Raw genomic sequence first — 25,638 nt, 5'->3', positions numbered from 1 at the left:
TATATCATCATGTATGGATGAATGCATTAATTATAAGTAATTAAAAATCATTATAATTCACTGTAAACGTCTCATACGTGATTTCTTCTTCCGGCGTATTCCGCAGCTCAATAATATAGTCAAAGTCTTGCGGACCGTAGTTCGTCTCACGCATGAATATATCTGGATGTTCGATGACTTTGGTGCTAGGCATCTTCATAATGTTCTCAAGTAAGTGGTAATGCTTCTCATTCGAACGAATTGTACTCACGATTCCATCGATGATGAATACATTGTTCGGGTTCATCTCTTCCTCGGATAATTGACTGCGAACAGTCTGGCGAAGCAGCGTCGAAGATACGAATGTCCAATGCTTCATCGCACACACACTCCCTGCGATAATGGACTCTGTCTTCCCAACGCGCGGCATACCTCTAAGCCCAATCACCTGATGACCTTCACGTTTGAAGATCTCACCTAAGAAATCTACTAATAATCCAAGCTCATCCCGTGTAAAACGAAATGTCTTATGATCATCTGAATCTCTCTCAATGTATCTGCCGTGACGAACGGCAAGAATATCAACCAACTTCGGCGTGCGAAGCGCAGTCACTGTAATATTGTCAACTTTTTTGAGCATTTGGCCCATCAAGTTAATCTTCTCATTGTCATTGGTCTGGAGGAGCATCCCGCGAGTCTTTCCTTCCACACCATTAATCGTTAATATATTGACCTCGAGCATACCGAGTAATGACGCGATATCGCCTAGGAGGCCAGGCCTATTTTTATGTATTTTGTACTCCATGTACCATTGTTGGTATTCCACGCCCGACACACTCCCCATGCCTAAGATATGTCATAAATATTTGGATTGTCAAATGTAAGTAATTATCAAAATTTGTATGATTACCGCGATTTTTCACAATCAAATTTTATCATATATAAAATTAGATGGAAAGGCAAGCGCAACACGTCAAAACATTAGAAGAAAGCCCCCACGAGTGGGGACTTCCAACTTTTGGCCTATATTGGGCATTAACCTTTTTCGACAAGTTTCACCATCAGACGCGCGATGGTTTTACGCTCATCATCAGATCCAACAGCCCATAATTCCTTCAAAGCGCGTTCCGGACCATTCTTCGGATCCACTTTCTCATCCAGGAAATCACCGATTTCATAAGCAAGCTTTGCAATCGTATCTTCACTTAATCCGACGGCTTTCGCTTGAGAAACACGATCTCCAAGGAATTTTTTCCAATTATCGTAATTGCCGAGCACTGACATCTGTTTCACTCCTTATTGGTCATTCTACAGATGTTAATGTGCACAATTCGGCTGATAAATATTCTTCGATTTACGTATGCCATCCACCATTCGGGCTGATGACTTGCCCCGTGATATAACTTGACTCAGGCAGTGCTAGAAAATAGACAAGCGATGCGATCTCTTCTGGTTGTCCCAGCCGACCAACCGGAATCTCGTCTTCCAACATGAGTTTCTCTTCATCGTCCAGATTACTCAGCATCATCGTATCGACGGCCCCCGGTGCGACCGCATTTACAGTTACTCCCGATGGGGCAAGTTCTTTGGCAAGAGCTTTAGTGAAAGCATTCATGCCGCCCTTCGTCGTCGAGTAGACCACTTCACAGGAAGCGCCAGACAAACCCCAGATGGAAGATACGTTGATAATTCGGCCATATTTCTGCGCGATCATATGCGGCATACAGAGCTGCGTGCAGAGGAACATCCCTTTTAAGTTAATGGACATCATCTCATCCCACTGATCCTCGGTCACATCAGACAACAATCCATAATGTGCAATGCCTGCATTATTCACGAGAATGTCCGGGACGAGTCCATGACTCTCGAGTTTCTCCATCATACGTTGAAGCTGCTCTTTGGAACGCAAGTCCGCCGTAACCGTCATCACTTTGCCACCATACTTCATACAACTCCGCGCAACTTCATTCGCTTGCTCATGCGCCTGCAGATAATGAATGACCACATTCATTCCCACAGAAGCAAACCGCTCTGCAATCGCTGCACCGATCCCTCGGCTGCCGCCGGTAATGAGCACGTTTGTTTCCCCAAATGATTTCATTTCCTAGTCTCACTCTCATCCCAGATTTAACGCGTTATACTTAGGTTTGCGACGGACTCTCTACAATCGATATGGCAAGCTGTTCCCAATCGAAGTGATCCCGCAGTCTTGCATTCACCTCGTCCAGCGTAATTGACTCATACACCGGCAGTACGGCAAATAAATCACTTTCGCGGAATTTATAATTCGTGAACTCGTTCGCGATCGATTCAGGTGAATTCAGCATTCGTAAGTAATTACCGACCTTCTTCTTCCGCGCCCGCTCGAAATGTGCTGCATCAAAACCAGTTTTCTTCATTTCTTCCACAGCGCTTCGAATGCGATCAATGAGCTGGTCAGGATCACGCGTATCCCCACCAATGATCGAGAACGCATAGTTCTTGCCCGAGTTGAACTCAAACCCGAACCCATCTGAAATCAAGTCATCATCATAAAGCTTCTGGTACAACGGTGTACTAGAGCCAAGCATAATATCGAGCATCAGTTTGGTCACGAGGTCACGGCGCAATTGCTCTTCACCTAACTCGAGAATTTTCTTCTCTTTCAGACCAAACAAACATTTAGGCAATGATACAGGCAATTGCGAAGTCTTCCGTTGCTGATATACCGCTGAAGGCTCTTCGGCGAACAGTCGATCGATCTCCCCTTGGGTACCATAATTTTTCTTCGCTTGGTTCTCTCGAATTAAGGACATAACCTTCTCAGCGTCCACGCCGCCCACGACGAAGAGCAGCATATTCGATGGATGGTAGAAGGTATTGTAGCAGGTGTATAACGTTTCCTTCGTAATTGTACTAATGGACTCCACGGTTCCCGCGATATCGATATGAACTGGATGCACACCATACATGGCCTCGATCACCCCAAAGTACACACGCCAATCTGGATTATCCTGGTACATTTTAATTTCTTGCCCGATGATCCCTTTTTCTTTCTCCACATTCTCATCTGTAAAATAAGGATTCTGCACGAAGTTCACGAGGGTCTCAATATTCGCCTCAATCTGCTCGGTCGCAGAGAACAGGTATACCGTGCGATCAAAGCTCGTAAACGCATTGGCCGAAGCCCCTTGCGTCGCAAAAGTTGCGAAGATATCCCCTGTCGGCTCTTCGAACATTTTGTGCTCCAGGAAGTGAGCTACGCCGTCTGGCACTTGATGATCTTCTTCCCCGACGACGCGGAAGTGATTATCGATCGAGCCATAACGGGTCGAGAACGTCGCATACGTCTTCTGGAACCCTTCCTTCGGCAGAACATAGACATCGAGGCCGTTCGGCATTTTCTCATAATACAACGTCTCTTGAAGCTCTGGGTGTTGAATGGTTTGCATCGATTATTCCCCCTTCCGATCGCGAAGATAATAGATCGTATCTAATTGGAATGTCTGCGCTGCGCGCTTGATATCTTCGATGGTCACTTGTTCTACTTGCTTCAGCAGTTCAGCCGCAGTGCGGCTCTTACCGGATAATTGACGGTTAAAGTCATACCCGATCATTTCAAAAGCAGAATCGCCAAGCTCCCGAACATGGTTCGAGATCATTGCTTTGGTCTGCGATAGCTCTAGGTCGCTAATATGGCCAGCCTGCATACTATCGAGCTGCTTTTTAATGATTTCAACCGCTTTCTCATAATTCTCGATTTCGATACCCGATTGAATCGTACAGATTCCTTTATGGCCATCAAATCGAGAGGAAGCATAATACGCAAGGCTCTCTTTCTCCCGAACGTTGACGAATAGTTTCGAATGCGGATATCCGCCCAAAATACCGTTGTACATAAGCGCGGCAGCGTATTGATCATCCCCATACGTAATGGACGTACGAAGACCCATATTTAGTTTCCCTTGTCCGACATCTAATTTCTCTACGATCGTCTGTACCTCGCGAGATTCGCGTGCAGATGGCTTCATATGATAAGAAGTCTCTTCCGTGCGTTGAAGCTGGAAATGCTGCTCTACGAGCTTCTGGACTTCGTCTAAGGACGTATCTCCAACGACATAGAGATCCATACTAGCTGATTGCAGCCAATGTTCGTAATGTGTCAGCAATTCTTCCGAAGAGATCCCTTCGATGTCCTTGCGCTCCCCTAATGGGTGCAGTCGATAAGGCTCGTTTTTGCACATTTCTTCGATACAACGTTCAGCGGCATATCGGATTTTATCGTTCACGATAGCTTCAAGCCGTTTACGGAGTGTCTCTTTCTCCGCGTCGATATAGCGATTGCGGTACTCCGGCTTCTTCAAAGCTGGCTTCGTCAAGACCTCGCCTAGGAAGGCGAAGGATTGCTGCAGAAGCGAATCTTCCGATGCGACAAAGGCATCATTAATGACGTCCATCCGGAATTGTACAATTTGATAATCTCCACGCTTGAACACATCAAAGCCAAATCCTGCTCCGTACATATCGTCGAGATGCTCGCGGAATTGCAATGTTTCTGGATACGATTCTGTCCCCCGACGCATCACAAATGGCGTGAGAGCAACCTTTGTCACGGAAGATTCTTCGAGTGGAACACCAATATAAAGTGAAATCGCGAATGTCTTAAATCGTTTGGTGGGAAGTACATGAATGCGCATTTGGTGCACACGACCCTGCTCAAAACTTGTCATGATCAAAGCATGTCTCCTTTTCATCAACCCTATTTTTAAAGTCAATCTATTCAAATCAATTCCATTCTATACCAATCGAAAATAAAGAAGCAACCTCACAGGTGCAAGGTTACTTCTTCATTCGCCATTACATACAGAATATATGCTTCCCAATCGTCTTCACTTGTGGGCGAGTCCAGATCCATTTGGAGGTTGCTGTCTCCGGATTGAAGTAATACAGACATCCACCGCTTGGATCCCAACCGTTAATCGCATCCTGAACCGCTTTACGCGCTTTTTCATTCGGCTCGAGCCAGATTTGACCGTCAGCTACCGCAGTGAATGCGCCTGGCTGGAAGATGACACCGGATACGGTGTTCGGAAAGCTCGGTGACTTCACACGATTGAGAATAACCGCAGCAACGGCAACTTGTCCTTCATAAGGCTCTCCGCGGGATTCTCCAAACACGGCATTCGCCATTAATTTGAGGTCATTACTCGAGAAGCCTAAATTATTATTGGAAGTCGTGTTATCTTTCTTCGGCGGCTTCGCAGCTGATTGTGTATTATCAGCTGCGGATGGAACCCAGCTCTTCGTAGCATTCCACAACTTTACTTTCGTCTTACCGCCGACAATACCGTCTACCGTCATCCCGAATTCCGATTGGAACCACTTGACAGACTTCAATGTCGTATTGCCAAAGTGACCATCAATCTTGCCATAATAAAACCCTAGGAACTTGAGTCGTCCTTGCAATTCGTTCACATCGGCGCCCGTTGATCCGACCTTAAGGATGGCACTGCTAAAAGTCTCCTTTGTCGTGAATAACGAGGTTTGCAAATGATATGTACCGAATAGTAGCAGCAAGATCCCTGCTGTAATCCAAACAATGCGTCTTTTCATCGAATAAGCTCTACCTTTCTCATGTTAGTTGTACAGGAATGGTAAACTTAGTATGAGAAAAGTAGCGTTTGATTATTCACAGCATTATATTACGAACTAATTCGATTCTGCTCCCAGGCTTCCATCGTCAGGAGGACCTCTCTTGGCTTACTGCCTTCATAAGGTCCAACCACACCTCTAGCCTCCATCGAATCGATGAGCCTTGCTGCTCGAGTATACCCAATACGCATCCGACGCTGCAATAGTGATACAGAAGCTTGCTTCGCTTCAAGGATTATCTGGACGGCTTGATCGTAGAGTTCATCTAACATTTCATCCGGCTGGTCCGTCGACTCCTCAACTTCAGGAACAAGATCTTCATTGTACTCAGCTTGTCCTTGATTACGGCAGTACTCAACGACAGCTTCGACTTCATCATCCGATAAGAAAGCCCCTTGCACACGTACAGGCTTAGACGAACCCATTGGCAGGAAGAGCATATCCCCTCTTCCTAACAGCTTCTCGGCTCCCACCATATCCAAGATGGTTCGAGAATCCACTTGTGAAGAGACACCAAAGGCGATACGCGATGGAATATTCGCCTTAATCACACCTGTAATAACATCAACGGATGGACGCTGTGTTGCAATGATTAAGTGAATTCCCGCAGCACGAGCCATCTGAGCGAGTCGACAGATCGCGTCTTCTACGTCATTGGCCGCAACCATCATCAAGTCCGCAAGCTCGTCGACGATAACAACGATGAAAGGCAAGACAGCAGCTGGATTGCTCTCCATCAGCTTATTGTATCCTTCAATGTTTCTTGTGCCCGACTTGGAGAATAATTCATAACGTTTCTCCATCTCGACGACGATCTTCTTCAGTGCAAGCGATGCTCGTTTGGGATCGGTAACGACCGGAGCTAGGAGATGCGGAATGCCATTATACACATTCAATTCAACCATCTTCGGGTCTATCATAAGAAATTTCACTTCATCTGGCTTTGCCTTGTAGAGGATACTTGTAATAATCCCATTAATACAAACCGACTTCCCTGACCCAGTTGCACCTGCAACAAGGAGATGCGGCATGCGGGCAAGGTTGCCGATAATGGTCTGCCCCGAAATATCACGTCCGAAGGCAATGGATAACTTCGCAGCTGCATCCGTGAATATTTGCGTCTCCATCACTTCGCGCATCGTTACAATAGAGACTTCCGAGTTCGGCACTTCAATCCCAATCGCTGATTTCCCTGGAATCGGTGCTTCCATTCGAATATCTTTGGCGGCGAGCGCTAACGCAATATCATCCGTGAGACTAACAATTCGGCTTACCTTCACACCAATATCAGGTTGAATCTCATACCGCGTAACAGCCGGTCCACGAACTACTTCTAGTACTTTTGCACGTACGCCGAAGCTCTCGAGTGTAGCTTCAAGCTTTCTCGCCGTCTGCATAAAGTCAGGTTGATCGCCATTCTTACCGCTTCCATGTGGTTTGCTAAGCAATCGGAATGACGGCAATTGATAAGGCTTAGGTGGTGGTGCAACAACTACAGGAGTTATAGATTCAGCATCTGGTTGATCACCTGAACCTGATTGGTTAACCATATTATTGCTATCATCAGTGTTTACGTGGCTCGAATCGTCGTGTGGTCCTTGATCTTCGCTGCCGGACGATTCTTCTATATCCATGTCGTGATCCATCGTATGTACATGAGCTTGTGACGTCGTCACCGATTGAATACCCAGATCTTGTTCTTCGTCTTCATCCTGTATTGGTATGGATGACTCTTGAAAATCACGGAAGATAGGCCCTTGTGGTGATGATGATTCAGGCATCGCCTGCTTCTGATCCTCCCAAGAAGCTCCATCATCCTTCTCTTCGAACTCATCTAGACGCACAACCTTAGAAGGAGAGGATACAAGAATGCCTCGATCCATGAACTCATCTTCATCTTCGTCCAAATCTTCTTTGTGCCGCGATCCCGATGGTCCCGTCTTTCCTCCGAACAATTGAAAGAATAGCGGCATTGTACGACGTTTGGTTGGAGCGGAAGACTCTTCCTCTTGGTCAGAATCTTCATACACGTAATCATCTTCTTCGTCATCATCATTCAAATCATGCAAAGGCGCTTTCTTCGAACGAAGCTGCATCGCTGACTTGACTGACTTCTTCTTGTTGCGTCTCGCTGTTCTGATCTTCGCCCGGATGAGCTCCTGGAATCGCATAACTCGGCTCCGAATGAGCTTCATCAAATCGACATAAGACATGTTCGCTGTAAGCATGATTCCAATTCCGAATAATACGATCATTAACAGCTTGGCACCGAGTGCACCAAATAACCAAAAGAGCACCGCATAACTAAAAGCGCCGACATATCCTCCGCTAATCTGCTTCTGATAAATCGACCCATTCTGTGTCAGTCCCGGACTTAATAACTCCGTCTTCATATCACTATGTATTTGCGCTATAATTCGGCTCGCAGTAACATCTACCGTTGGCGTAAGCTTATGATCAATGGTCCATATCGTACTCATTAACGCCATCGCGATCACGATGATGAGCAACCCTGATCTTCTCGCTGACCACCCAAGCGGCCATTTTCGTTTGACCATCACATAGAGGCCAACATACACCCCGACGAGAGGGAGTACAAAATAAAACTTGCCTAGAACGAGTCCAAACATCTTCGTTAATGAGCGGCCGACCGTTGCTTCCCCTGCTAATGCAATGACCGAAAGCGTTATCCAAATGATGCCGTAAATTTCGTATTTCAGGCTCGAACTAAACAAGTTTTTCTTCTTTTTTCTTCGCGCCAAACCGGTCACCCCCAGAATTTCATTATAGCATAAATCTGGGGATGTTCCTATCCTGTTCCTATCGGGTGTCCAAATTAGTTCTTGGAGGAATTACTGGATGATACTGGATGAGTTGTCCAGGGGCATAGGCTGGATTCAAGTATGTTTGTAGGGGGCAATTTAACAGCCGAACGATGGTGCCTGACGTGGCATTCAAAGGCGCTACCTGCATAAGAACGCCATTAATTTCGATCTCCATCTCAGCTTGACGTGGTTGATCAACTCCACTAAGAACAAGCTCAATAGGCATATTCGTATAAATGGTCATTGCACCCGCGCGCTCCCTTCGCTGGTCATTGCTTGACGCTTCGCATCAATCAGTTGATTCAGCTTCTGAATGGCTTCACCCACACCGCCAATCGCATCAATAAGTCCATACTTGACGGCATCCGGCCCCACAACGGACGTCCCAATATCTCGATTGAGTTCCCCTGTCTTGAACATCAATTCCTTGAACTTCTCTTCCTTAATTCTTGAATGGGAAGTTACGAATCGAACCACTCTTTCTTGCATCTTATCTAAATACTCGAAGGTCTGCGGTACCCCAATGACAAGTCCATTCAACCGAATCGGATGAATGGTCATCGTTGCCGATTCAGCAATAATGGAATAATTGGAGGATACCGCAATCGGAACACCAATACTATGACCGCCGCCTAAGACAACAGTCACCGTAGGTTTCGATAGCGATGCGATCATCTCAGCAATCGCAAGCCCTGCCTCTACGTCTCCGCCAACCGTATTCAATACGATAAGTACGCCTTCAATGGAACGACTCTGCTCCGCAGCGACGATTTGTGGGATCACATGTTCATACTTCGTTGTTTTATTCTGCGGCGGCAAGACCAAATGTCCTTCAATCTGACCAATGATCGACATGCAGAAAATATTCGATTCTCCGCTTGGCGTTGTCATTTGCCCCAATTGATTAATTGTCTGTACAGCAGGGGGTGCTTGGTTATTCGTGTTCGGCGTCTCCGCAGGTTGTCCCGGCTCTTGTTCATTAGAGTACCCTAAATCGTTCCTATATGTCATGATCTGCATCCATCCTTCCTAGTCTGTCATCGCATCCCATAGTATGGTGCAGTATCCATCATTCAATACCAACAATATGATTCAATTGTGGAGATCCTAAAAGCGAATTTCACGTCAAAAAAGAGCCGCAGTTGCGACTCTTCTCCATTCATCTCGTATTAAACTTCCATGATAATCGGCAAAATCATCGGTCTACGACGTGTTTGCTCATATAGGAAACGTCCAAGCGCATCTTTGACATTCGTCTTGAGTGACGCCCATTCGTTAACATTCTCATTCATTAATTTGTGAAGTGTATTCGTTACGATCCGATTCGCTTCATCCAAAAGTCCTTCGGATTCACGGACATAGACGAATCCTCTTGAGATGATATCTGGACCAGACAAGATCGTTCCATCTTGTTTGCTTAACGTAACGACAACAACCAAGATACCATCTTGGGAGAGCAACTTACGATCTCTCAATACGATGTTACCTACATCACCGACGCCTAAGCCGTCGATCAGAACGTTACCCGAAGGTACTTTACCCGCTTTGCGAGCAGTACCGTTCTGAATCTCAATCGTCTCACCAATATCAACAATGAAAATGTTCTCGCTCTCGATACCCACTTGCTCTCCAAGTAATGCATGTTGGCGAAGCATACGATATTCACCGTGAATTGGAATGAAGAATTTCGGTTTAATCAAATTCAGCATTAATTTCAATTCTTCCTGGCTACCATGACCAGATACGTGAACGCCTGTCGTCGAACCGCCATAGATAACATGAGCGCCTAATCGGAACAATTCATCCACAGTTCGTCCAACATATTTCTCATTACCTGGAATTGGTGTTGCTGCGATAATCACGGTATCCCCAGGCAGAATATCGATCTTCCGATGTGTATTGCGAGCCATACGCGTTAACGCAGACATCGGCTCACCTTGGCTACCCGTAGAGAGGATAACAACGCGATCGGCTGCCATCTTGTTCACTTCTTCCGGCTCAATCAGCATGCCGTCTGGAATATGCAAATACCCTAATTCCGAAGCGATGGTCACAACGTTAACCATACTGCGACCAATAACCGTTAATTTACGATTCGTCGCAACCGCTGCATCAATGACTTGCTGCACGCGATGAATATTCGATGCAAATGTAGCAACAACGACACGTTGCTCAGCTTTGCGGAAAATATCTTCCAGATTCTTCCCTACATTACTCTCTGAAGGAGTGAATCCTGGACGTTCTGCGTTGGTACTATCCGATAATAGGGCAATAACGCCCTTACGTCCGATTTCTGCCATACGATGTAGATCTGCATATTGACCATTGACTGGGGTATGATCAAATTTGAAGTCACCTGTATGTACTACTGTGCCTTCTGGTGTCTCGAGGCATACACCAACGGAATCCGGAATACTATGATTCGTACGGAAGAAGGTTGCTTGAATGCTGCCCATTTGGACGACCGAATCTGCATTGATCAGAATTCGTTTCGTTTCACCTAACAAGTTCGCTTCTTTCAGTTTGCTCTCAATCAATCCAAGTGTGAGTTTGGTACCGTAGATCGGTACATTCAAATGCTTCAATACGTACGGCAATCCACCAATGTGGTCTTCATGACCGTGAGTTACAAGAATCCCGCGTACCTTATCGCGATTCTCTGTTAAATAAGAGATATCTGGAATGACAATATCAATTCCGAGCATATCTTCCTCAGGGAACTTTAAGCCAGCATCTACGACAACAATATCATTACCATATTGTACGACGTACATGTTCTTGCCAATTTCACCAACGCCCCCAAGCGCAAAAATCGTTATTTTATCCGTGTTGTTCTTTTTCGACAAGTGAATCTAACCCTCCTATAATTATCCGCAGGAAATTAACCCTTCGGAACAACTTTCCATAATCATCCGAAGATCATCCGATAACATATTCTCTTATCCGGACAAAATCCAAAAGTAAAACTTACCAAAAGAAAACGATTCCGTGTCACTGAAGACAATAAGCGTTTTCTAAAAAATACCGCACCCAGTCACTTTTTATCATTATACATGATTAATTTAGGAAAACACAAGTCACACATTGTTACGCGTATTTTCCCTCAAACAAAAAAACCGATGCGATATGGCTCGCATCGGCTTGGTTGTGCACTTTATGATGTTAAAGACTCAATAAATTTCGTATAAATAATGCCTCAGATTCTGAAGGAACCACGAGCGGTAAGCGAACACCACCAACAGAAAGTCCACGAAGTCCTAACGCATATTTCACTGCAACAGGATTCGGGCATTCAAAAAGTCCCTTAAAGATCGGGAAGCTCTGTTGATGCAGCTCAGCTGCCCGCTTCACATCCCCTTGCAAAAAAGCGTCGATCATCGATTTCATCGTCGAACCAATGATATGACTGGATACACTTACAATCCCGTACCCACCAATGGCAAGCGTCGCCAGCGTCATCGAATCATCACCGGAATAGACCTTAAAATGAGCCGGTGCTGCTGTCGCAATGACCGTCAATTGTTCAAGATTCGCGCAATCCTTGGTACCCACAATATTCGGGATTTGTGCGAGTCTTAAAGTTGTCTCGACACTCAGATTAATCACACTGCGTCCTGGAATGTTATAGAGTAATACAGGCAGATTGGTCGCTTCCGCCATCGCCTTAAAATGCTGGTATAAACCTTCTTGACTTGGCTTGTTGTAATAAGGTGTCACGGCAAGAATACCATCTACTCCTGCTTCTTCAGCAAGTTTTGTCAAGTGCACCGAATGACGGGTATCATTACTGCCTGTGCCAGCAATGATCTTCGCACGTCCGTTTGCTTGCTTCACTGCAAATCGAAATAACGCAAGCTTCTCATCGTCGGATAACGTTGGAGATTCCCCCGTTGTACCACACACCACGAGACTGTCACTGCGTTGTTCTTCAATCAAATAATCGATTAATTTAGCGGTCTGACCCCAGTCAATTTCCTGCTGTTCATCGAACGGGGTTACCATCGCTGTAATAAGTCTGCCAAAATCCACGTTGTCCCCTCCTTAACCAGTTATCGAGGTTGCTCAAAAAATCACACACTTATAGTAAACATCATTGTAAGGGATTATTGATAACCGGTCTATAGATGCAGTTCGAATTTCGTGTGCAATGCTCTTAAAGCTCGAACCATATCTTCATTACGGACGAGCACCCAAATCGTCGTGTTGGAGTCCGCAGATTGCAGAATTTGAATTTCTTGCTCCGTAAGCGCCTCAACGATATGTGCCATGATTCCCGGTACACCGTTCATACCGCCGCCAATAACCGATACTTTGGCACAACCCTTTAATGTCTTCGGTTCGAAGCCCATTTCATATAGTACGGAAATCGCGCGTTCTGCGGCATCATCAAATACCGTATATACGGCGCCAGATGGCGTGACGTTAATGAAATCTACGCTAATATGGTGCTGCGCCATCGCTTTAAATACTTGAAGTTGAAGATCGATCGGTCCCCCGTGCGACTCCACTGTAATTTGAGTGACATTCGCCACATATGCAATACCTGTCACAAAGCGATCCACGATGCCTTGTGAATGGTCGTTAAAGCTATCAGGGTGTGTAACTAGGGTCCCCTCTTCTTCCGAGAAAGTCGAGCGTACTCGCACAGGCACTTGTGCTTGCATCGCAATTTCAACCGCACGCGGATGAATCACTTTCGCGCCATGATGAGCCATGTTGCAAATTTCAGCATAGCTAACGACGGTTAGAGGTTTGGCATCTTCCACTAGACGCGGGTCTGCCGTCAGAATCCCGTTCACATCGGTATAAATATCAACCATTTCAGCATGCAGAGCTGCCCCGAGTGCTGTAGCCGAGGTATCACTGCCACCGCGTCCAAGCGTCGTAAAGTCACCCGATTCCGTCTGTCCTTGGAAGCCAGTCACGATCACGACCTTATTCTCCTTCAACAGCTCAAGGACCCGATTCGGACGTACTTCAAGAATACGAGCATTCCCGAATTGCGAATCCGTGACGAATCCAGCTTGAGATCCTGTTAAGGCTACAGCAGGAATCTCTTGTTCGTTAAGTATACTGCATAGCGTTGCTGCAGAAATGATCTCTCCACAGCACATGAGAAGGTCCTTCTCCCGAGCCGGCAGCTTGTTTCCATTTTGATGTATCCAGTCTAAAAGGGTATCCGTTGCATACGGATCCCCTTTTCTACCCATCGCCGATACAACGACAACCAGGTGATACCCCTGTGCCAGTTCACGACGTATATGACCTATAACATGTTCCCTCGCAAGGGACGATGATAAGGAAGTGCCCCCGAATTTTTGTACTAAGATGCGCATTGCAATTCCCCCAAATCCATTTAAGACAGTTGATAACACAGTATATGCGGATTATTGTTCGATGGCGATATACTCAGCGATTTGCACTGCATTCCACGCCGCGCCCTTCATCAGGTTGTCAGACACAACCCACATGTTTAATCCACGTGTATGACCAAGATCACGACGCAAGCGGCCAACGAACACGTCCGGTTTACCTGCTGCTTCAGTTGCTAACGGATATTGTTGATTCGCAGGGTCATCCACAAGTGTAATCCCCGGTGCATTCTCCAATAATTTTTTTACGTCTTCCAATTCATAATCATTCTTAAGCTCGACATAAATAGATTCGGAATGCCCATATACGACTGGGATACGAACACAAGTAGCCGTTACTTCGATCGATTCGTCACCCATAATTTTCTTCGTCTCGCGAACCATCTTCATTTCTTCCAGTGTATAACCATTGTCTTGGAATTTATCGATTTGCGGAATCGCATTGAATGCGATTTGATGCTTCACCGGCAATGCGCCAACTGGCAAGATCTGTGGTTCGACTTCACGACCAGCAAGGATTTCACTCGATTGACGAATCATCTCATCAATTGCTCGAGCGCCCGCTCCAGATACTGCTTGATACGTCGATACGATAATCCGAGCAATGCCATAACGATCTTGAAGCGGCTTAAGTGCAGCAACCATTTGGATGGTTGAACAGTTCGGATTGGCAATAATGCCTCTATGATCATTAATCGCCTCGATATTCACTTCAGGCACAACCAGCGGTGTATCTGGATCCATACGGAATGCATTCGTATTATCGATACAGATCGCTCCGCGCTCTGCCGCTGCAGGAGCAAGTGCCTTACTTACATCACCACCCGCACTAAATAGTGCGATTTCTACGCCTTCGAAACTTTCAGGTTTTGCTTCTTCTACCGTAATGTCTTGCCCTTTAAATGTAATCTTCGTACCCGCTGAACGAGCAGAAGATAACAATTTTAATTGATTAATGGGGAAGTTTCTCTTTTCAAGCAGTCCAAGTATTTGTTCCCCTACAGCTCCTGTTGCGCCAACGACGGCAACGTTAAATAACTTCTGATTCGACATCTGGCAGCTCTCCCCTTAGCAACATCTATTAACTTATTACGGTTTGATTGACCGTATCTGCTAACTTATACATAGTTAAAGCGTTCAATAATCATCGGTTGCAGTTGTCTACCTTCGATCGCAGCTTCACAAGCTTCCACAATCAAATCCATTCTAGCAACGAGAGAATTCGGCTTCTGCTGTGGATTGTCTTGACCAAACGGCACGAAATAGATGTTCTTCGCATTGATCAGCTTTGCAATATTCGCCGCATTCAATCCGAGACCATCATTCGTTGAAATCGCGAGGACAACTGGCTTCTGATTCCGCATCTGAGCTTTGGCTGCCATCAATACCGCGCTGTCCGTCTGAGCATTTGCTAGTTTGCTTGTCGTATTCCCTGTACATGGCGCAATCACAACAACATCAAGCAGTTTCGACGGTCCAAGCGGTTCAGCCTCAACAATTGTAGAAATAATATCATTCCCCGTAATGTCTTTCAATTGTTTCTGCCAATTGTCCGATGTGCCAAAACGGGTGTCTGTCGTCATAATTGTATTCGTCACAATCGGAACAACGCTCGCACCCAAGTCTATAAATCTCTGAATTTGCGGCATCACTTCTGCAAACGTACAATGTGATCCACTTAAAGCATAGCCTACCGTTTTCCCTTGCCAATTCATGCCCCATTCCCCCGTTCTTGCACCTGTTCTGCAATCAACTGATTCAGAATGCCCGCCATAATACGTCCAGCAGTCTTAGGAGCTACAATACCGGGTAAACCGGGTGCTAACAACGCCTTGACACCACGCTTCTCAGCGAAGCGAAAATCGGTGCCGCCAGGGCTTGAAGCAAGGTCAATAATAACCGCCCGATTGGGAATATTCGCAATAATTTGTGCTGTGACTATCATAGTCGGAATCGTATTAAAAAGCAAGTCGATGTTGGCAACCTGAGCCGCCAAATCCTTGATATAGAAGGGCTCGAAGCCTAGCTCGAACGCTCTTGCGAAGTGCTCGCTCCGCCTTACCCCCATCTTTACTTTGGCCCCTAATGCCTGAAGCGAACGTGCCATCGTAAACCCTGTTCTACCAAGTCCGAGCACGACGCATTGCGACCCATGAATCGTAATATCCGTATTCTGGATCGCCATCATCAGCGCACCTTCCGCTGTAGGAATCGAGTTATAAATGGCAACATCATCGCGATCGAATAATTCAACGAGCTTAATCTGATGTTTTGCGCAGATTTCTCGCAAGTAAGGCTTTGCCATCCCCGTATAGACACAGCTTGATTTGGGCAGCAGCGCTACTTGTTGTTCCGTAAGCTTCAGTTCTTCCGAAGTAAATATCGCATTGATCATTCCTTGATCATCTGTACCAACAGCAGGCAGTATTAGCGCATCTGTCGTCTCAAACAATGAGTCGTTAAGCCCTGACCTTACCACACCGTGAAAAGAGTTCTGTAATTGATCAAAACCAACGATTGTGACGGAAGCGTCGAGCTCTGCCAGCTGGCGGATGATTTCCAATTGCCGCGCATCTCCGCCAATAAAGACAACTTGAACGCCTGTAAGCATTTTGCTGTTCACTCCTTAGACACCACTGATGTATAAAATATAGTATGCCTGTGCCTAGAAAGGGTGCACATGAAATGACTCGACAATGTGACGCATGCCATTCAAGTTATGTCAGTTCCGATGGATGGGGCTCTAATCGCTAAAAAAAGCCGATCTCTCCATTATCGAGAAATCGGCATTTGAATCTTACTTCGTTCCTGTATGGCCAAATCCACCCGCGCCCCGAACTGTCTCGGAGAGTGATTCCACCTGAACCAAGCGAACCTGCGGTACTTCTTGAATAACCATTTGCGCAATTCGTTCATGCCGTTCAATCGTAAAAGGTTCCTGACCCAGATTAACAAGCAGGACCTTCACCTCGCCGCGGTAATCCGCATCGATCGTTCCCGGTGTATTAAGGCATGTGATGCCATGCTTGAACGCCAGACCACTGCGCGGCCTGATTTGCGCTTCGAGCTGTGCAGACATCGCCATAGCAAAGCCTGTTGGAACAAGTACACGCTGTCCTGGTGCAATCACAAGAGGTTCCGTAACCGCTGCATATAAGTCAAATCCCGCTGCTAACTCCGACATTTTCGCAGGCAAGGATACATCTTCATTACCTGGAAGCTGTTTAATTTCTACATCATAAATCAATTCTTTTCCCCTCCGTTACATCATCAAGCCTATTAATTCTTCAATTGACGTTCGATTTGGTTCAGCGCCTTATCCGAGCTGCCTACCATCGCAACAGCGAAAGGCACAGCGACCATTTGCTGAAGCAGCGACTCCATATCCTGCATCGTAACCGCTTCAATACGTTCAATCATTTCATCTAATGTAAAGTGTCTGCCTAACATCAATTCATTTTTGCCTAGGCGATTCATACGACTCGACGTACTCTCCAAGCTCAGAATCAGGCTTCCTTTCAACTGTTCCTTGCCTTTGGAAAATTCAGATTCTGTCAATCCATTCGCCACAACTTCGTTCATGACTTCCATCGTTAGATCTAGAACTTCCTTCGTTTGCTTCGGAGCTGTACCAGCATAGATCGTGAACAAACCTGTGTCAACGTAAGAGCTATGATAGGAGTAAACCGAATAAGCGAGGCCCCGCTTCTCCCGGATCTCTTGGAAAAGACGCGAGCTCATGCCGCCACCGATCGCATTGTTCAGAATGACCATCCCGTATAATCGCGGATCGGAGCTGGAACAGCCTGGCATCGAGATACAGATATGGTTCTGTTCTGTTTTCTTCTTATGATAGATCACTTGCCCGTCAAAATCCGGCGCAGCAAGCTGCTGTGCCTTCCCATGGATATTGAATTTTCCAAAATGCTTCTCTAAAAGGGCAAGCGTCTGATCATTAATGTTCCCCGCGACACTGATCACCGTATTCTCGATTGTATAATGCTCTTGCATATACTGGCGAAGATCATCGGAAGTCATAGCTTTGAGCCGCTCTTCTATTCCGAGTATGGAATAGGATAGTGGATGATTACCCAGCGCTGCGCGCGATACCGAATCATGCACCATATCATCTGGTGTATCTTCGTACATCGCAATCTCTTCAAGAATGACATTCTTCTCTTTATCCATGTCTTCGCTATCGAATTTCGAGGCAAAGAACATATCTGCCAGAACATCAACCGCAATCGGTAAATGCTCATCCAGCACCTTCGCGTAATAGCATGTATATTCCTTCGACGTAAACGCATTAACATTGCCGCCAATCGCATCGAATGTCTCTGCAATCTCCTTCGCGGTGTAACGATCCGTCCCTTTGAAGAGCATATGTTCTATAAAGTGCGAAATTCCATTGTTCTCTTCGTGCTCGTTCCGGGAGCCTGTGCGAACCCAGATGCCGAAGGAGACCGAACGGAAGGTAGGAATTTGCTCCATGACGACGCGGAGGCCGTTGCTTAAAGTTGTTTTGATCATGTAAATCCTCCTCAACGTTTTGTCCGGTGAATCTTTGAAGTTAATAAAGCCATCGTGAAGCTGAGAATAGTGAGGGAATAAATCACGGAAGAGTTTACGTCCGCCTTTGGGAGCCCTTTTCTACCTACAACCCATTTCATAAGAAAAGGGCGGACAAGAGCGGCTGGAGTGAGTTAATCCCTCATAAAAATCCAAGCATCATGTCCTATGTCTTTATTCATTTCAACAATGCACCGAGCAAAACTGACTCCCCTAATCGTACCAAAAAGTTGACGCTCACTCAACCTTCGCTTTCTCCACGCGCTTGGTCGATACCATCTCATCAATCGTCCCTAGCGTGTAGCCGCGCTGCTTGATAACCCGGATCATCCCTTTGAGCGCGCCGCTCGACGAAGACGTTGGATGCATGAGAATGAGCGACCCCGCTTCCACTTTACGGCTAATTTTGTCAACGATAGAGCTTGGTGTCGGCTTCTTCCAATCAACCGTATCCAGCGTCCATAACACCGTTTTTAAATTTAAGCGATGTGCGATTCTTACGGTTTCGGCATTAAAATCTCCTGACGGCGGGGCAAACCACTTGTTCTCGACGCCAAGTTTCTCCTTCAGCAAGTTCTGCGTCTTGGCAATTTCTTGCGTTGCCTCATACTCACCTAATTTACTCATATCTTTATGCGAATAAGCATGATTCTCAAGTTGGTGTCCTCGCCGCTGGATTTCCTTCGCCATATCGACATGTGAAGCGAGCCACTTTCCATCGAAGAAAAAAGTCGCTTTCACCTTTTCCGCATCAAGCGTATCCAGCATCGGAACGATAAACTCATCGCCCCAAGCGACATTGATCATTAACGACACCATGGGCTTCTCGGGATTTCCCCGATACATCGGATTCACAGGCAAATCATCCAAGCTCTTCGTTGGCGATACTTCCTTGTAGACGTACTTGATTGGGTCCCCATCGGCAGAGGCATGATTCAACTGATAGGTCTTCTCGACATCAACTTCAATCCCATTATATCCGGGAATCAGCTTCCATACGCGATCAATGCGAGGCTCAATTGGTGCTATCCGCCGTTGGTCGGCTTCCTGCATGATCCTTTTCATGAGTGCATCGGAAGCATCGGCTCTGAACCATTCAAAAGCGTTCGTCGTAGGCTGTGTGCCTCTCCATACCGCGATCGTCTCCCGATACCCCGTCCACTCTGCAAGTAAAAGAAAAATGATGAAGCTGCTAATGATCATAAATAGTTTCTTGCGCATCATCGACAATTCGTCCCCTCGACTAATTTGTCCTAATCTATATGAGAACGTGAGGGGGAATATGTCCACAAAGACAAAAAAAGAAACAGATGAGCTCTGTCTCTTCGATGTATCCTAAATTTGGATTAAGATTGTGCAGGTGCTTGTTGTGCAACCAAAACGGCTTTGCGTGACAAGTTCACACGACCTTGCTGATCGATTTCAGTCACTTTCACCGTGATCGAATCGCCAACAGCAACAACATCCTCCACTTTCGCTACACGCTCAGTAGATAGTTGTGAGATATGAACAAGTCCTTCTTTACCTGGTAGAATTTCAACGAATGCGCCAAATTTCTCAACACGTTTCACCGTACCAAGGTAAATTTCACCAACAACCACTTCTCTTACGATACCTTCAATAATGGAGCGTGCTTTCTCATTCATCTCTTGGTTGGAAGATGCGATAAATACGCGGCCATCTTGCTCGATATCGATTTTTACCCCTGTCTCTTCGATAATTTTATTGATGATCTTACCGCCAGCACCAATAACATCACGAATTTTATCCGGGTTGATCTGCATCGTCAAGATCTTCGGTGCATATGGCGATAAGCTTTCCTTCGGCTGATTAATCACTTCTAACATCTTGGATAGAATGTGCATGCGCCCTTCTTTGGCTTGTGTCAATGCATTCGCCAGAATCTGACGATCAATACCATCGATCTTGATATCCATTTGGATTGCCGTTACGCCTTCTGCAGTACCCGCAACTTTGAAGTCCATATCCCCGAGGTGATCTTCCATCCCTTGAATATCGGACAGGATAGATACATGCTCCCCGTCTTTAATAAGACCCATAGCAATACCTGCAACCGGAGCCTTGATTGGTACACCAGCATCCATCATTGCAAGTGTACTTGCACAGATACTCGCTTGGGACGTTGAACCATTCGACTCAAGTACCTCAGATACTAAACGGATCGTGTATGGGAAATCGACTTCCGAAGGGATAACCTTCATTAATGCGCGCTCGCCAAGTGCTCCATGTCCAATCTCACGACGACCTGGAGGACGAAGCGGTCTTGCTTCCCCTACGCTGAACGGCGGGAAATTGTAATGATGCATGAAACGTTTCGTTTCTTCAAGACCGATGCCGTCCAAAATCTGAACATCGCCAAGCGCACCTAATGTACAAATGCTTAATGCCTGTGTTTGTCCACGCGTAAATAGACCAGAACCGTGCGTACGAGGCAACAAGTTAATATCGCAGGAAATCGGACGAATTTCATCAAGTTTCCGGCCATCTGGTCTTACTTTATCATGTGTAATCAATCGGCGAACTTCTTCTTTTACGATGTCATGCAAAATTTCTTTCACATCATCTAGAAGCTCGTCCTGTTCAATATATTGTTGTTCGAAATGAGCAATAGCTTCCGCGCTAATGGAATCGATCGCATCTTGACGCGCGTGCTTCTCAGCAATCTTAACAGCCTCAACAAGGCGCGCTTGCGCGAACGCACGAACCTCTTCATTCACGGATGTATTCACCGCATGAAGCTTCACTTCCATCTTCGGCTTGCCTGCTTGCTCTGTAAATTGTTCAATAACGGCTACGATTTCCCTGATCGCGTCATGTCCGAACATAATCGCTTCGAGCATCACTTCTTCAGGAACTTCGTTCGCTTCTGCTTCAACCATCATGATTGCGTCCTTCGTACCTGCTACAACAAGGTACAAATCGCTCTTCTCTTCCTGCGCAACCGTTGGATTGATCACAAATTGACCGTCAATACGTCCAACGACAACGCCGCCAATCGGTCCGTTGAAAGGCACGTCCGAGATACTTAGGGAAGCCGAAGTACCGATCATCGCTGCAATTTCAGGCGAACAATCTTGGTCTACGCTCATCACTAGGTTAACGATCTGAACATCGTTACGGAATCCATCCGGGAATAACGGACGAATCGGACGGTCTGTTAGACGGCTCGCAAGAATAGCCTTCTCGCTTGGTCTACCTTCACGTTTAATAAATCCACCAGGAATTTTACCAACGGCATACAGACGTTCTTCATAATTGACCGTCAACGGGAAAAAGTCCAAATCTTTCGGTTCGGACGAAGCAGTAACTGTACATAATACAACGGTGTCTCCATATTGGACTTTAACCGCTGCGTTCGCTTGTTTGGCAAGAACACCCGTCTCTAAGATCAACGTTCTGCCGCCAAGTTGCATTTCAATACGCTTTTCCATGAAATCCCTCCTCATCGCTCTTCTTTAATTTTCTTCATATGTATTATTATTTCCTGCTTTTATAAAAAGCAACCCGGTTGCTCCCGCACGGCATCGAAGCGCATGCGGTGAACAACCAGGCTGCAGTTTGTCGTATATTAGCGACGAAGTCCTAGCTTTTCGATCAAAGCACTGTAACGTTGAACATCTTTGTTCTTCAAGTAAGCAAGAAGCTTACGGCGTTGACCTACCATTTTCAAAAGACCGCGACGTGAGTGGTGATCTTTCTTATGCGTACGCAAGTGGTCAGTCAAGTTCTTAATGTTCTCAGTTAGGACAGCAACTTGCACCTCAGGGCTACCTGTATCAGTTGCATGTTTTTTGTGTTCCTCAATAAGTTGCGTTTTACGCTCTTGAGTTAATGCCATCCTATTCACCTCCTTCAATATAATCGCCATTAGCCTCGTCAACGATGGTGAGACGTATAACCAAGCTAAGGTTAATGATGTTGTCCATGAAGACAACAACGTTACTCAGTATAGCACATTCCATATCGAAATGTAAATGTCTACTTTGAAGCTAGAATCGCTCTTGCTGTATCCGCGTCACGATGGATCTGCGCGATCAACTCTTGAACCGAGCTGAAGCGCTGCTCTGGGCGAATATATTCGATAAATTCAATCCGAACCTGTTCCCCATAAATATCCTCATTGAAATCGAACAAATGCGCTTCAAGCGTCTGCTTCATTCCGTCTTTGTGGAAGGTTGGCTTGACACCAACGTTCATGACACCGCCATACTTCTTCTCCCCCAGAGAGACCTGAACAGCATATACGCCATTACACGGAATCAAGTACGCATCGGTCGGGTCGATATTAGCCGTAGGATAGCCAATCGTATTGCCTCGTCCCTCACCTGCAATAACCGTTCCATGAACCGTATACGGTCGTCCAAGCAGCGTATTGGCTTCTTCTACTTTACCTTCGCTTAAGTGTTTGCGAATGAGTGTACTGCTCACCTTCAATCCAGACAGCAGCCATGGCTGAATGACATCGACCGTCATCTTGCCTTGGCCAAGCACCCGCAGCATCTCTGGATTCCCCTCGCCTTTATAGCCAAATGCATAATCAAACCCAACGACAGCATGTTGGACTTCAAGCGCTAGTAGGAACTCTTCCACAAATGTTGCGGGTGAAATATGTGAGAAGGCTTCGTCAAAACGCACGACAAATAGTTGGTCTACACCTAAGCGAGCCATGACTTCAAGCTTCTCGCTAAGCGGCGTAATATAGTTGCTATGTTTTTCTTTGCGAAGCACTTCGCGCGGTTTCGGATGAAAGGTCATGACTGAAGCTGGAATCCCCTGCGCTCTTGCATAGGCAACAGCTCCGCCAATCACTTGTTGATGTCCAAGATGCACGCCATCAAAATAACCTAATGCCATCGCTTGCGGTTTACGGAATTGTTCCATTTGATCCGGTGTGAGCGGATAAGATATTGTAATTTTTTTCACGTTAATCAACACCTGCAATTCTATTTATCAGAATTAGCTGCAAAGTAAGCATTTTACGGTAAGAAGACTTTGACTGGTCTTATGAACGTCTCTTCCGGCTTTCTCTCGAAGATACCATAAAATTGTCCTTCTGGCGAGTATAACCGAATACATCCGGACTGATCCACGGCTGGGGATACTGCCCTGCCTGATATTTTCTGGCCTTGAACCGCTTGGTGCGCTTTGTCGGGAGCAATCGTGTGGGCGGGTAGATGCGACACCGATACATCCATAGGAATGAGATGCTCTTGCAAAGTCCCCTGTTGTTTGTATTCCGCTATTTGTTCGAGTGTCAGACCATGTTCTCTCGTCATATTCGCAGACATGGTACGAACAAGCGAAGCCATTGTCGCTGGTACGCCTAATGCTCTCCCTATATCAACACAGAGTGTTCGAATATAGGTCCCTTTGGAGCAAAGGACACGAAAATGAATTTCCGGCTCTGGTCCTTGAAGCTGCAGCTGTAGTACCTCGATCTTATAGATCGTGACTTCTCTCGATTTACGCTCGACTACTTTACCTTCTCGCGCAAGCTCGTATAGCCGTTTCCCATCTACTTTTACTGCTGAATACATCGGAGGAACTTGTTCAATGGTGCCAACGAACGATTGAATAACTTCCCGGACTTGTTCCTCTGTTACGTGAACCGGATCCATACGTTCTATAACTTCTCCTGTCAAATCTTCAGTGTCTGTCGCAATGCCTAGACGAAGAACAGCTTCGTACTCCTTAGGAAGTTCTTGCAAATACTCCACGAGTCGCGTAGCTCGTCCTAGGCAAAGCGGCAATACGCCGGTTACCGCAGGATCTAAGGTGCCCGTGTGGCCAATTCGCTTCATACGAATCAGACCACGCACCTTGGCAACGACATCATGTGACGTCCAGCCTGCCGGCTTCAATACAGGTAAAATTCCATCAAGTTCAATCATAATTGCTGCCTCACTCGTTCTACAACTTGATTTATCACATCTTGCAATGTTCCTTCAACTCTGCAGCCAGAAGCACGAACATGACCGCCGCCGCCAAAAGACTGCGCGATGTTGGCTACATTCACGTTCTCGTTCGAACGCAGGCTAATTTTGACTGCTGTATCGCTTACTTGCTTGAATAGAATCCCTACATCCACACCTTCAATGTTGCGCGGATAATTCACTAATCCTTCGAGATCTTCATTGACCGCACCTGTCTCTGCCATATCTTCTGGCGTTACGTAAATATAGCCAACGCGATTATCTTCCGTGAAGGTCAATCTTGACAATGCTTTCGTTAAAAGAAGCATTTGTGCCATAGACATCTTTTCCAGCAAATGATCAGCAAGCCAATGCCCGTTCACACCATAGGTAAGCAGCTGAGAAATAATCTCCATAACACGAGGCGTCGTATTCGCATAACGGAAACCGCCTGTATCGGTAAGAATCCCGGTATAGAGTGCCGTCGCGATGTCAACATGCCATGTGATCGCAAATTGATTCATCAGATCGAACAGAATCTCCGCCGTTGCTGCAGCGTCGACCTTGATCAAATTGACCGTGCCGAAGTGATCATTCGTCGGATGATGATCAATATTGAGGAGCACTCTGTCTTCTGTGAAGAGTTGCTGCACTTTACCTGTTCTTGAGAAATCAGCGCAATCTACACAAATAACCGTGCTAAAAGTACGGTTTAACGGTTCAAGTGTATAATTATGTATTTCATTCGAGGACCATAAAAAGCCAAGTCGGCCAGGAATAGCTCCTTCATTGATCATCGTGAATTTCTTGCCTAGCTGTGACAATAACCAACCGATTGCGACGGTTGAACTGGCAGCATCACCGTCCGGTTGGACGTGTGATACTACCAGGAAATCGTCATGCTGATGAATGAAGTTATATGCGGCCACTAATTGTTCCGCATATAACGTATCGTTAACAGTCAACATTATTCCTCATTCCCCATCTTGGATTTCACCGAGAATCTTCTCAATCCGACTTCCGTATTCAATGGATGAGTCGAATTTAAAGAGAAGCTCCGGGGTATGACGAAGGCGGATTCTTTTACCTAATTCGGACCGTAGAAATCCGTTTGCTTTTGCAAGCGCCTTTAATGTATTATTCTTCTGCTCTTCATCCCCGAGTACGCTCAAGAACACGCGAGCTTGCGACAAATCATTAGTTACTTCAACCCCTGTCACGGTTACGAAACCGATCCGAGGGTCTTTCAGTTCAGATTGGATGAGCTGGCTGAGCTCCTTTTTCAGTTGCTCGCCAACACGTCCTACACGAATTTTAGCCATGGGTGTA

24 protein-coding genes are annotated in these 25,638 nt (G+C 46.1%); all 24 read right to left on the bottom strand.

Annotated elements, in window-relative coordinates; genetic code table 11:
• Positions 1–40: 40 nt before the first annotated feature.
• Complete coding sequence (locus tag GCU39_RS05210; RefSeq protein ID WP_152392533.1) at positions 41–805, bottom strand: DUF3388 domain-containing protein; 765 nt, start codon at positions 803–805, stop codon at positions 41–43.
• Between the two features lie 209 nt (positions 806–1,014).
• Positions 1,015–1,263 carry a DUF3243 domain-containing protein gene (locus GCU39_RS05205; protein WP_152392532.1) on the bottom strand — a complete coding sequence of 83 codons (249 nt, stop codon included), beginning with the start codon at positions 1,261–1,263 and terminating at the stop codon, positions 1,015–1,017.
• Positions 1,264–1,333: 70 nt separating this feature from the next.
• Positions 1,334–2,080 carry an elongation factor P 5-aminopentanone reductase gene (gene ymfI, locus GCU39_RS05200; protein WP_152392531.1) on the bottom strand — a complete coding sequence of 249 codons (747 nt, stop codon included), beginning with the start codon at positions 2,078–2,080 and terminating at the stop codon, positions 1,334–1,336.
• Between the two features lie 40 nt (positions 2,081–2,120).
• The gene (gene yfmH, locus GCU39_RS05195) at positions 2,121–3,410 is read right to left on the bottom strand and encodes an EF-P 5-aminopentanol modification-associated protein YfmH (RefSeq protein WP_152392530.1); all 1,290 of its coding nucleotides are present in this window, start codon (positions 3,408–3,410) and stop codon (positions 2,121–2,123) included.
• A 3-nt stretch (positions 3,411–3,413) separates the two neighbouring features.
• Positions 3,414–4,694 carry an EF-P 5-aminopentanol modification-associated protein YfmF gene (yfmF, locus tag GCU39_RS05190; RefSeq protein ID WP_193726772.1) on the bottom strand — a complete coding sequence of 427 codons (1,281 nt, stop codon included), beginning with the start codon at positions 4,692–4,694 and terminating at the stop codon, positions 3,414–3,416.
• 121 nt (positions 4,695–4,815) lie between these two features.
• Entirely contained in the window at positions 4,816–5,571 is a 756-nt protein-coding gene (gene sleB / locus GCU39_RS05185) for a spore cortex-lytic enzyme (RefSeq protein ID WP_152392528.1), read from the bottom strand.
• An 89-nt stretch (positions 5,572–5,660) separates the two neighbouring features.
• Positions 5,661–8,372 carry an FtsK/SpoIIIE family DNA translocase gene (locus GCU39_RS05180; protein ID WP_152392527.1) on the bottom strand — a complete coding sequence of 904 codons (2,712 nt, stop codon included), beginning with the start codon at positions 8,370–8,372 and terminating at the stop codon, positions 5,661–5,663.
• A gap of 58 nt (positions 8,373–8,430) precedes the next feature.
• A complete protein-coding gene (locus GCU39_RS05175; protein ID WP_321575642.1) occupies positions 8,431–8,610 on the bottom strand; it encodes a YlzJ-like family protein in 180 nt (59 codons plus the stop codon).
• Between the two features lie 65 nt (positions 8,611–8,675).
• On the bottom strand, positions 8,676–9,446 hold the full coding sequence (locus GCU39_RS05170) for a ClpP family protease (protein ID WP_152392525.1): 771 nt from the start codon (positions 9,444–9,446) through the stop codon (positions 8,676–8,678).
• Positions 9,447–9,604: 158 nt separating this feature from the next.
• On the bottom strand, positions 9,605–11,281 hold the full coding sequence (locus tag GCU39_RS05165) for a ribonuclease J (protein WP_152392524.1): 1,677 nt from the start codon (positions 11,279–11,281) through the stop codon (positions 9,605–9,607).
• Positions 11,282–11,597: 316 nt separating this feature from the next.
• Positions 11,598–12,464, bottom strand: coding sequence for a 4-hydroxy-tetrahydrodipicolinate synthase (gene dapA / locus GCU39_RS05160; RefSeq protein WP_152392523.1), 867 nt, complete (start codon positions 12,462–12,464; stop codon positions 11,598–11,600).
• An 89-nt stretch (positions 12,465–12,553) separates the two neighbouring features.
• Positions 12,554–13,771, bottom strand: coding sequence for an aspartate kinase (dapG, locus tag GCU39_RS05155; RefSeq protein ID WP_152392522.1), 1,218 nt, complete (start codon positions 13,769–13,771; stop codon positions 12,554–12,556).
• A gap of 51 nt (positions 13,772–13,822) precedes the next feature.
• Positions 13,823–14,860 carry an aspartate-semialdehyde dehydrogenase gene (locus GCU39_RS05150; protein ID WP_152392521.1) on the bottom strand — a complete coding sequence of 346 codons (1,038 nt, stop codon included), beginning with the start codon at positions 14,858–14,860 and terminating at the stop codon, positions 13,823–13,825.
• Between the two features lie 65 nt (positions 14,861–14,925).
• A complete protein-coding gene (locus tag GCU39_RS05145; RefSeq protein ID WP_152392520.1) occupies positions 14,926–15,522 on the bottom strand; it encodes a dipicolinate synthase subunit B in 597 nt (198 codons plus the stop codon).
• Positions 15,519–16,418 carry a dipicolinate synthase subunit DpsA gene (gene dpsA / locus GCU39_RS05140; RefSeq protein ID WP_152392519.1) on the bottom strand — a complete coding sequence of 300 codons (900 nt, stop codon included), beginning with the start codon at positions 16,416–16,418 and terminating at the stop codon, positions 15,519–15,521. Before dpsA ends, GCU39_RS05145 begins: the two co-directional genes overlap by 4 nt.
• Before the next feature lie 186 nt (positions 16,419–16,604).
• Entirely contained in the window at positions 16,605–17,054 is a 450-nt protein-coding gene (dut, locus tag GCU39_RS05135; RefSeq protein ID WP_193726771.1) for a dUTP diphosphatase, read from the bottom strand.
• A gap of 32 nt (positions 17,055–17,086) precedes the next feature.
• Positions 17,087–18,337, bottom strand: coding sequence for a M16 family metallopeptidase (locus tag GCU39_RS05130; protein WP_152392518.1), 1,251 nt, complete (start codon positions 18,335–18,337; stop codon positions 17,087–17,089).
• Positions 18,338–18,613: 276 nt separating this feature from the next.
• Positions 18,614–19,600 (bottom strand): polysaccharide deacetylase family protein, encoded by a 987-nt coding sequence (locus GCU39_RS05125; RefSeq protein WP_152392517.1) that lies wholly within the window; start codon positions 19,598–19,600, stop codon positions 18,614–18,616.
• A gap of 122 nt (positions 19,601–19,722) precedes the next feature.
• On the bottom strand, positions 19,723–21,828 hold the full coding sequence (gene pnp, locus GCU39_RS05120) for a polyribonucleotide nucleotidyltransferase (protein WP_152392516.1): 2,106 nt from the start codon (positions 21,826–21,828) through the stop codon (positions 19,723–19,725).
• A gap of 137 nt (positions 21,829–21,965) precedes the next feature.
• A complete protein-coding gene (gene rpsO, locus GCU39_RS05115; RefSeq protein ID WP_152392515.1) occupies positions 21,966–22,235 on the bottom strand; it encodes a 30S ribosomal protein S15 in 270 nt (89 codons plus the stop codon).
• Positions 22,236–22,375: 140 nt separating this feature from the next.
• Positions 22,376–23,320 carry a bifunctional riboflavin kinase/FAD synthetase gene (locus tag GCU39_RS05110; RefSeq protein ID WP_193726770.1) on the bottom strand — a complete coding sequence of 315 codons (945 nt, stop codon included), beginning with the start codon at positions 23,318–23,320 and terminating at the stop codon, positions 22,376–22,378.
• A gap of 53 nt (positions 23,321–23,373) precedes the next feature.
• Complete coding sequence (gene truB, locus GCU39_RS05105; RefSeq protein ID WP_152392514.1) at positions 23,374–24,288, bottom strand: tRNA pseudouridine(55) synthase TruB; 915 nt, start codon at positions 24,286–24,288, stop codon at positions 23,374–23,376.
• A complete protein-coding gene (locus GCU39_RS05100; RefSeq protein ID WP_152392513.1) occupies positions 24,285–25,277 on the bottom strand; it encodes a DHH family phosphoesterase in 993 nt (330 codons plus the stop codon). The genes truB and GCU39_RS05100 overlap by 4 nt, the downstream gene beginning before the upstream one ends.
• A 6-nt stretch (positions 25,278–25,283) precedes the next feature.
• A complete protein-coding gene (rbfA, locus tag GCU39_RS05095) occupies positions 25,284–25,631 on the bottom strand; it encodes a 30S ribosome-binding factor RbfA (protein WP_152392512.1) in 348 nt (115 codons plus the stop codon).
• Positions 25,632–25,638: the final 7 nt, after the last annotated feature.

The organism is Paenibacillus guangzhouensis (assembly GCF_009363075.1).
Lineage (GTDB): Bacteria > Bacillota > Bacilli > Paenibacillales > Paenibacillaceae > Paenibacillus_K > Paenibacillus_K guangzhouensis.
Note: the sequence above shows the minus strand (reverse complement) of the source record. Positions and strands in the feature narration are given on the sequence as shown.

Coding starts and splice junctions, on each gene's coding strand:
- GCU39_RS05175 (WP_321575642.1), bottom strand. CDS start 8,610: ATGGAGATCGAAATTAATGGCGTTCTTATGCAGGTAGCGCCTTTGAAT.
- GCU39_RS05130 (WP_152392518.1), bottom strand. CDS start 18,337: ATGATCAAAACAACTTTAAGCAACGGCCTCCGCGTCGTCATGGAGCAA.
- ymfI (WP_152392531.1), bottom strand. CDS start 2,080: ATGAAATCATTTGGGGAAACAAACGTGCTCATTACCGGCGGCAGCCGA.
- GCU39_RS05170 (WP_152392525.1), bottom strand. CDS start 9,446: ATGACATATAGGAACGATTTAGGGTACTCTAATGAACAAGAGCCGGGA.
- GCU39_RS05205 (WP_152392532.1), bottom strand. CDS start 1,263: ATGTCAGTGCTCGGCAATTACGATAATTGGAAAAAATTCCTTGGAGAT.
- GCU39_RS05145 (WP_152392520.1), bottom strand. CDS start 15,522: ATGAATTGGCAAGGGAAAACGGTAGGCTATGCTTTAAGTGGATCACAT.
- yfmH (WP_152392530.1), bottom strand. CDS start 3,410: ATGCAAACCATTCAACACCCAGAGCTTCAAGAGACGTTGTATTATGAG.
- dapG (WP_152392522.1), bottom strand. CDS start 13,771: ATGCGCATCTTAGTACAAAAATTCGGGGGCACTTCCTTATCATCGTCC.
- sleB (WP_152392528.1), bottom strand. CDS start 5,571: ATGAAAAGACGCATTGTTTGGATTACAGCAGGGATCTTGCTGCTACTA.
- GCU39_RS05125 (WP_152392517.1), bottom strand. CDS start 19,600: ATGATGCGCAAGAAACTATTTATGATCATTAGCAGCTTCATCATTTTT.
- rpsO (WP_152392515.1), bottom strand. CDS start 22,235: ATGGCATTAACTCAAGAGCGTAAAACGCAACTTATTGAGGAACACAAA.
- GCU39_RS05100 (WP_152392513.1), bottom strand. CDS start 25,277: ATGTTGACTGTTAACGATACGTTATATGCGGAACAATTAGTGGCCGCA.
- pnp (WP_152392516.1), bottom strand. CDS start 21,828: ATGGAAAAGCGTATTGAAATGCAACTTGGCGGCAGAACGTTGATCTTA.
- dpsA (WP_152392519.1), bottom strand. CDS start 16,418: ATGCTTACAGGCGTTCAAGTTGTCTTTATTGGCGGAGATGCGCGGCAA.
- truB (WP_152392514.1), bottom strand. CDS start 24,288: ATGATTGAACTTGATGGAATTTTACCTGTATTGAAGCCGGCAGGCTGG.
- GCU39_RS05150 (WP_152392521.1), bottom strand. CDS start 14,860: ATGTCGAATCAGAAGTTATTTAACGTTGCCGTCGTTGGCGCAACAGGA.
- rbfA (WP_152392512.1), bottom strand. CDS start 25,631: ATGGCTAAAATTCGTGTAGGACGTGTTGGCGAGCAACTGAAAAAGGAG.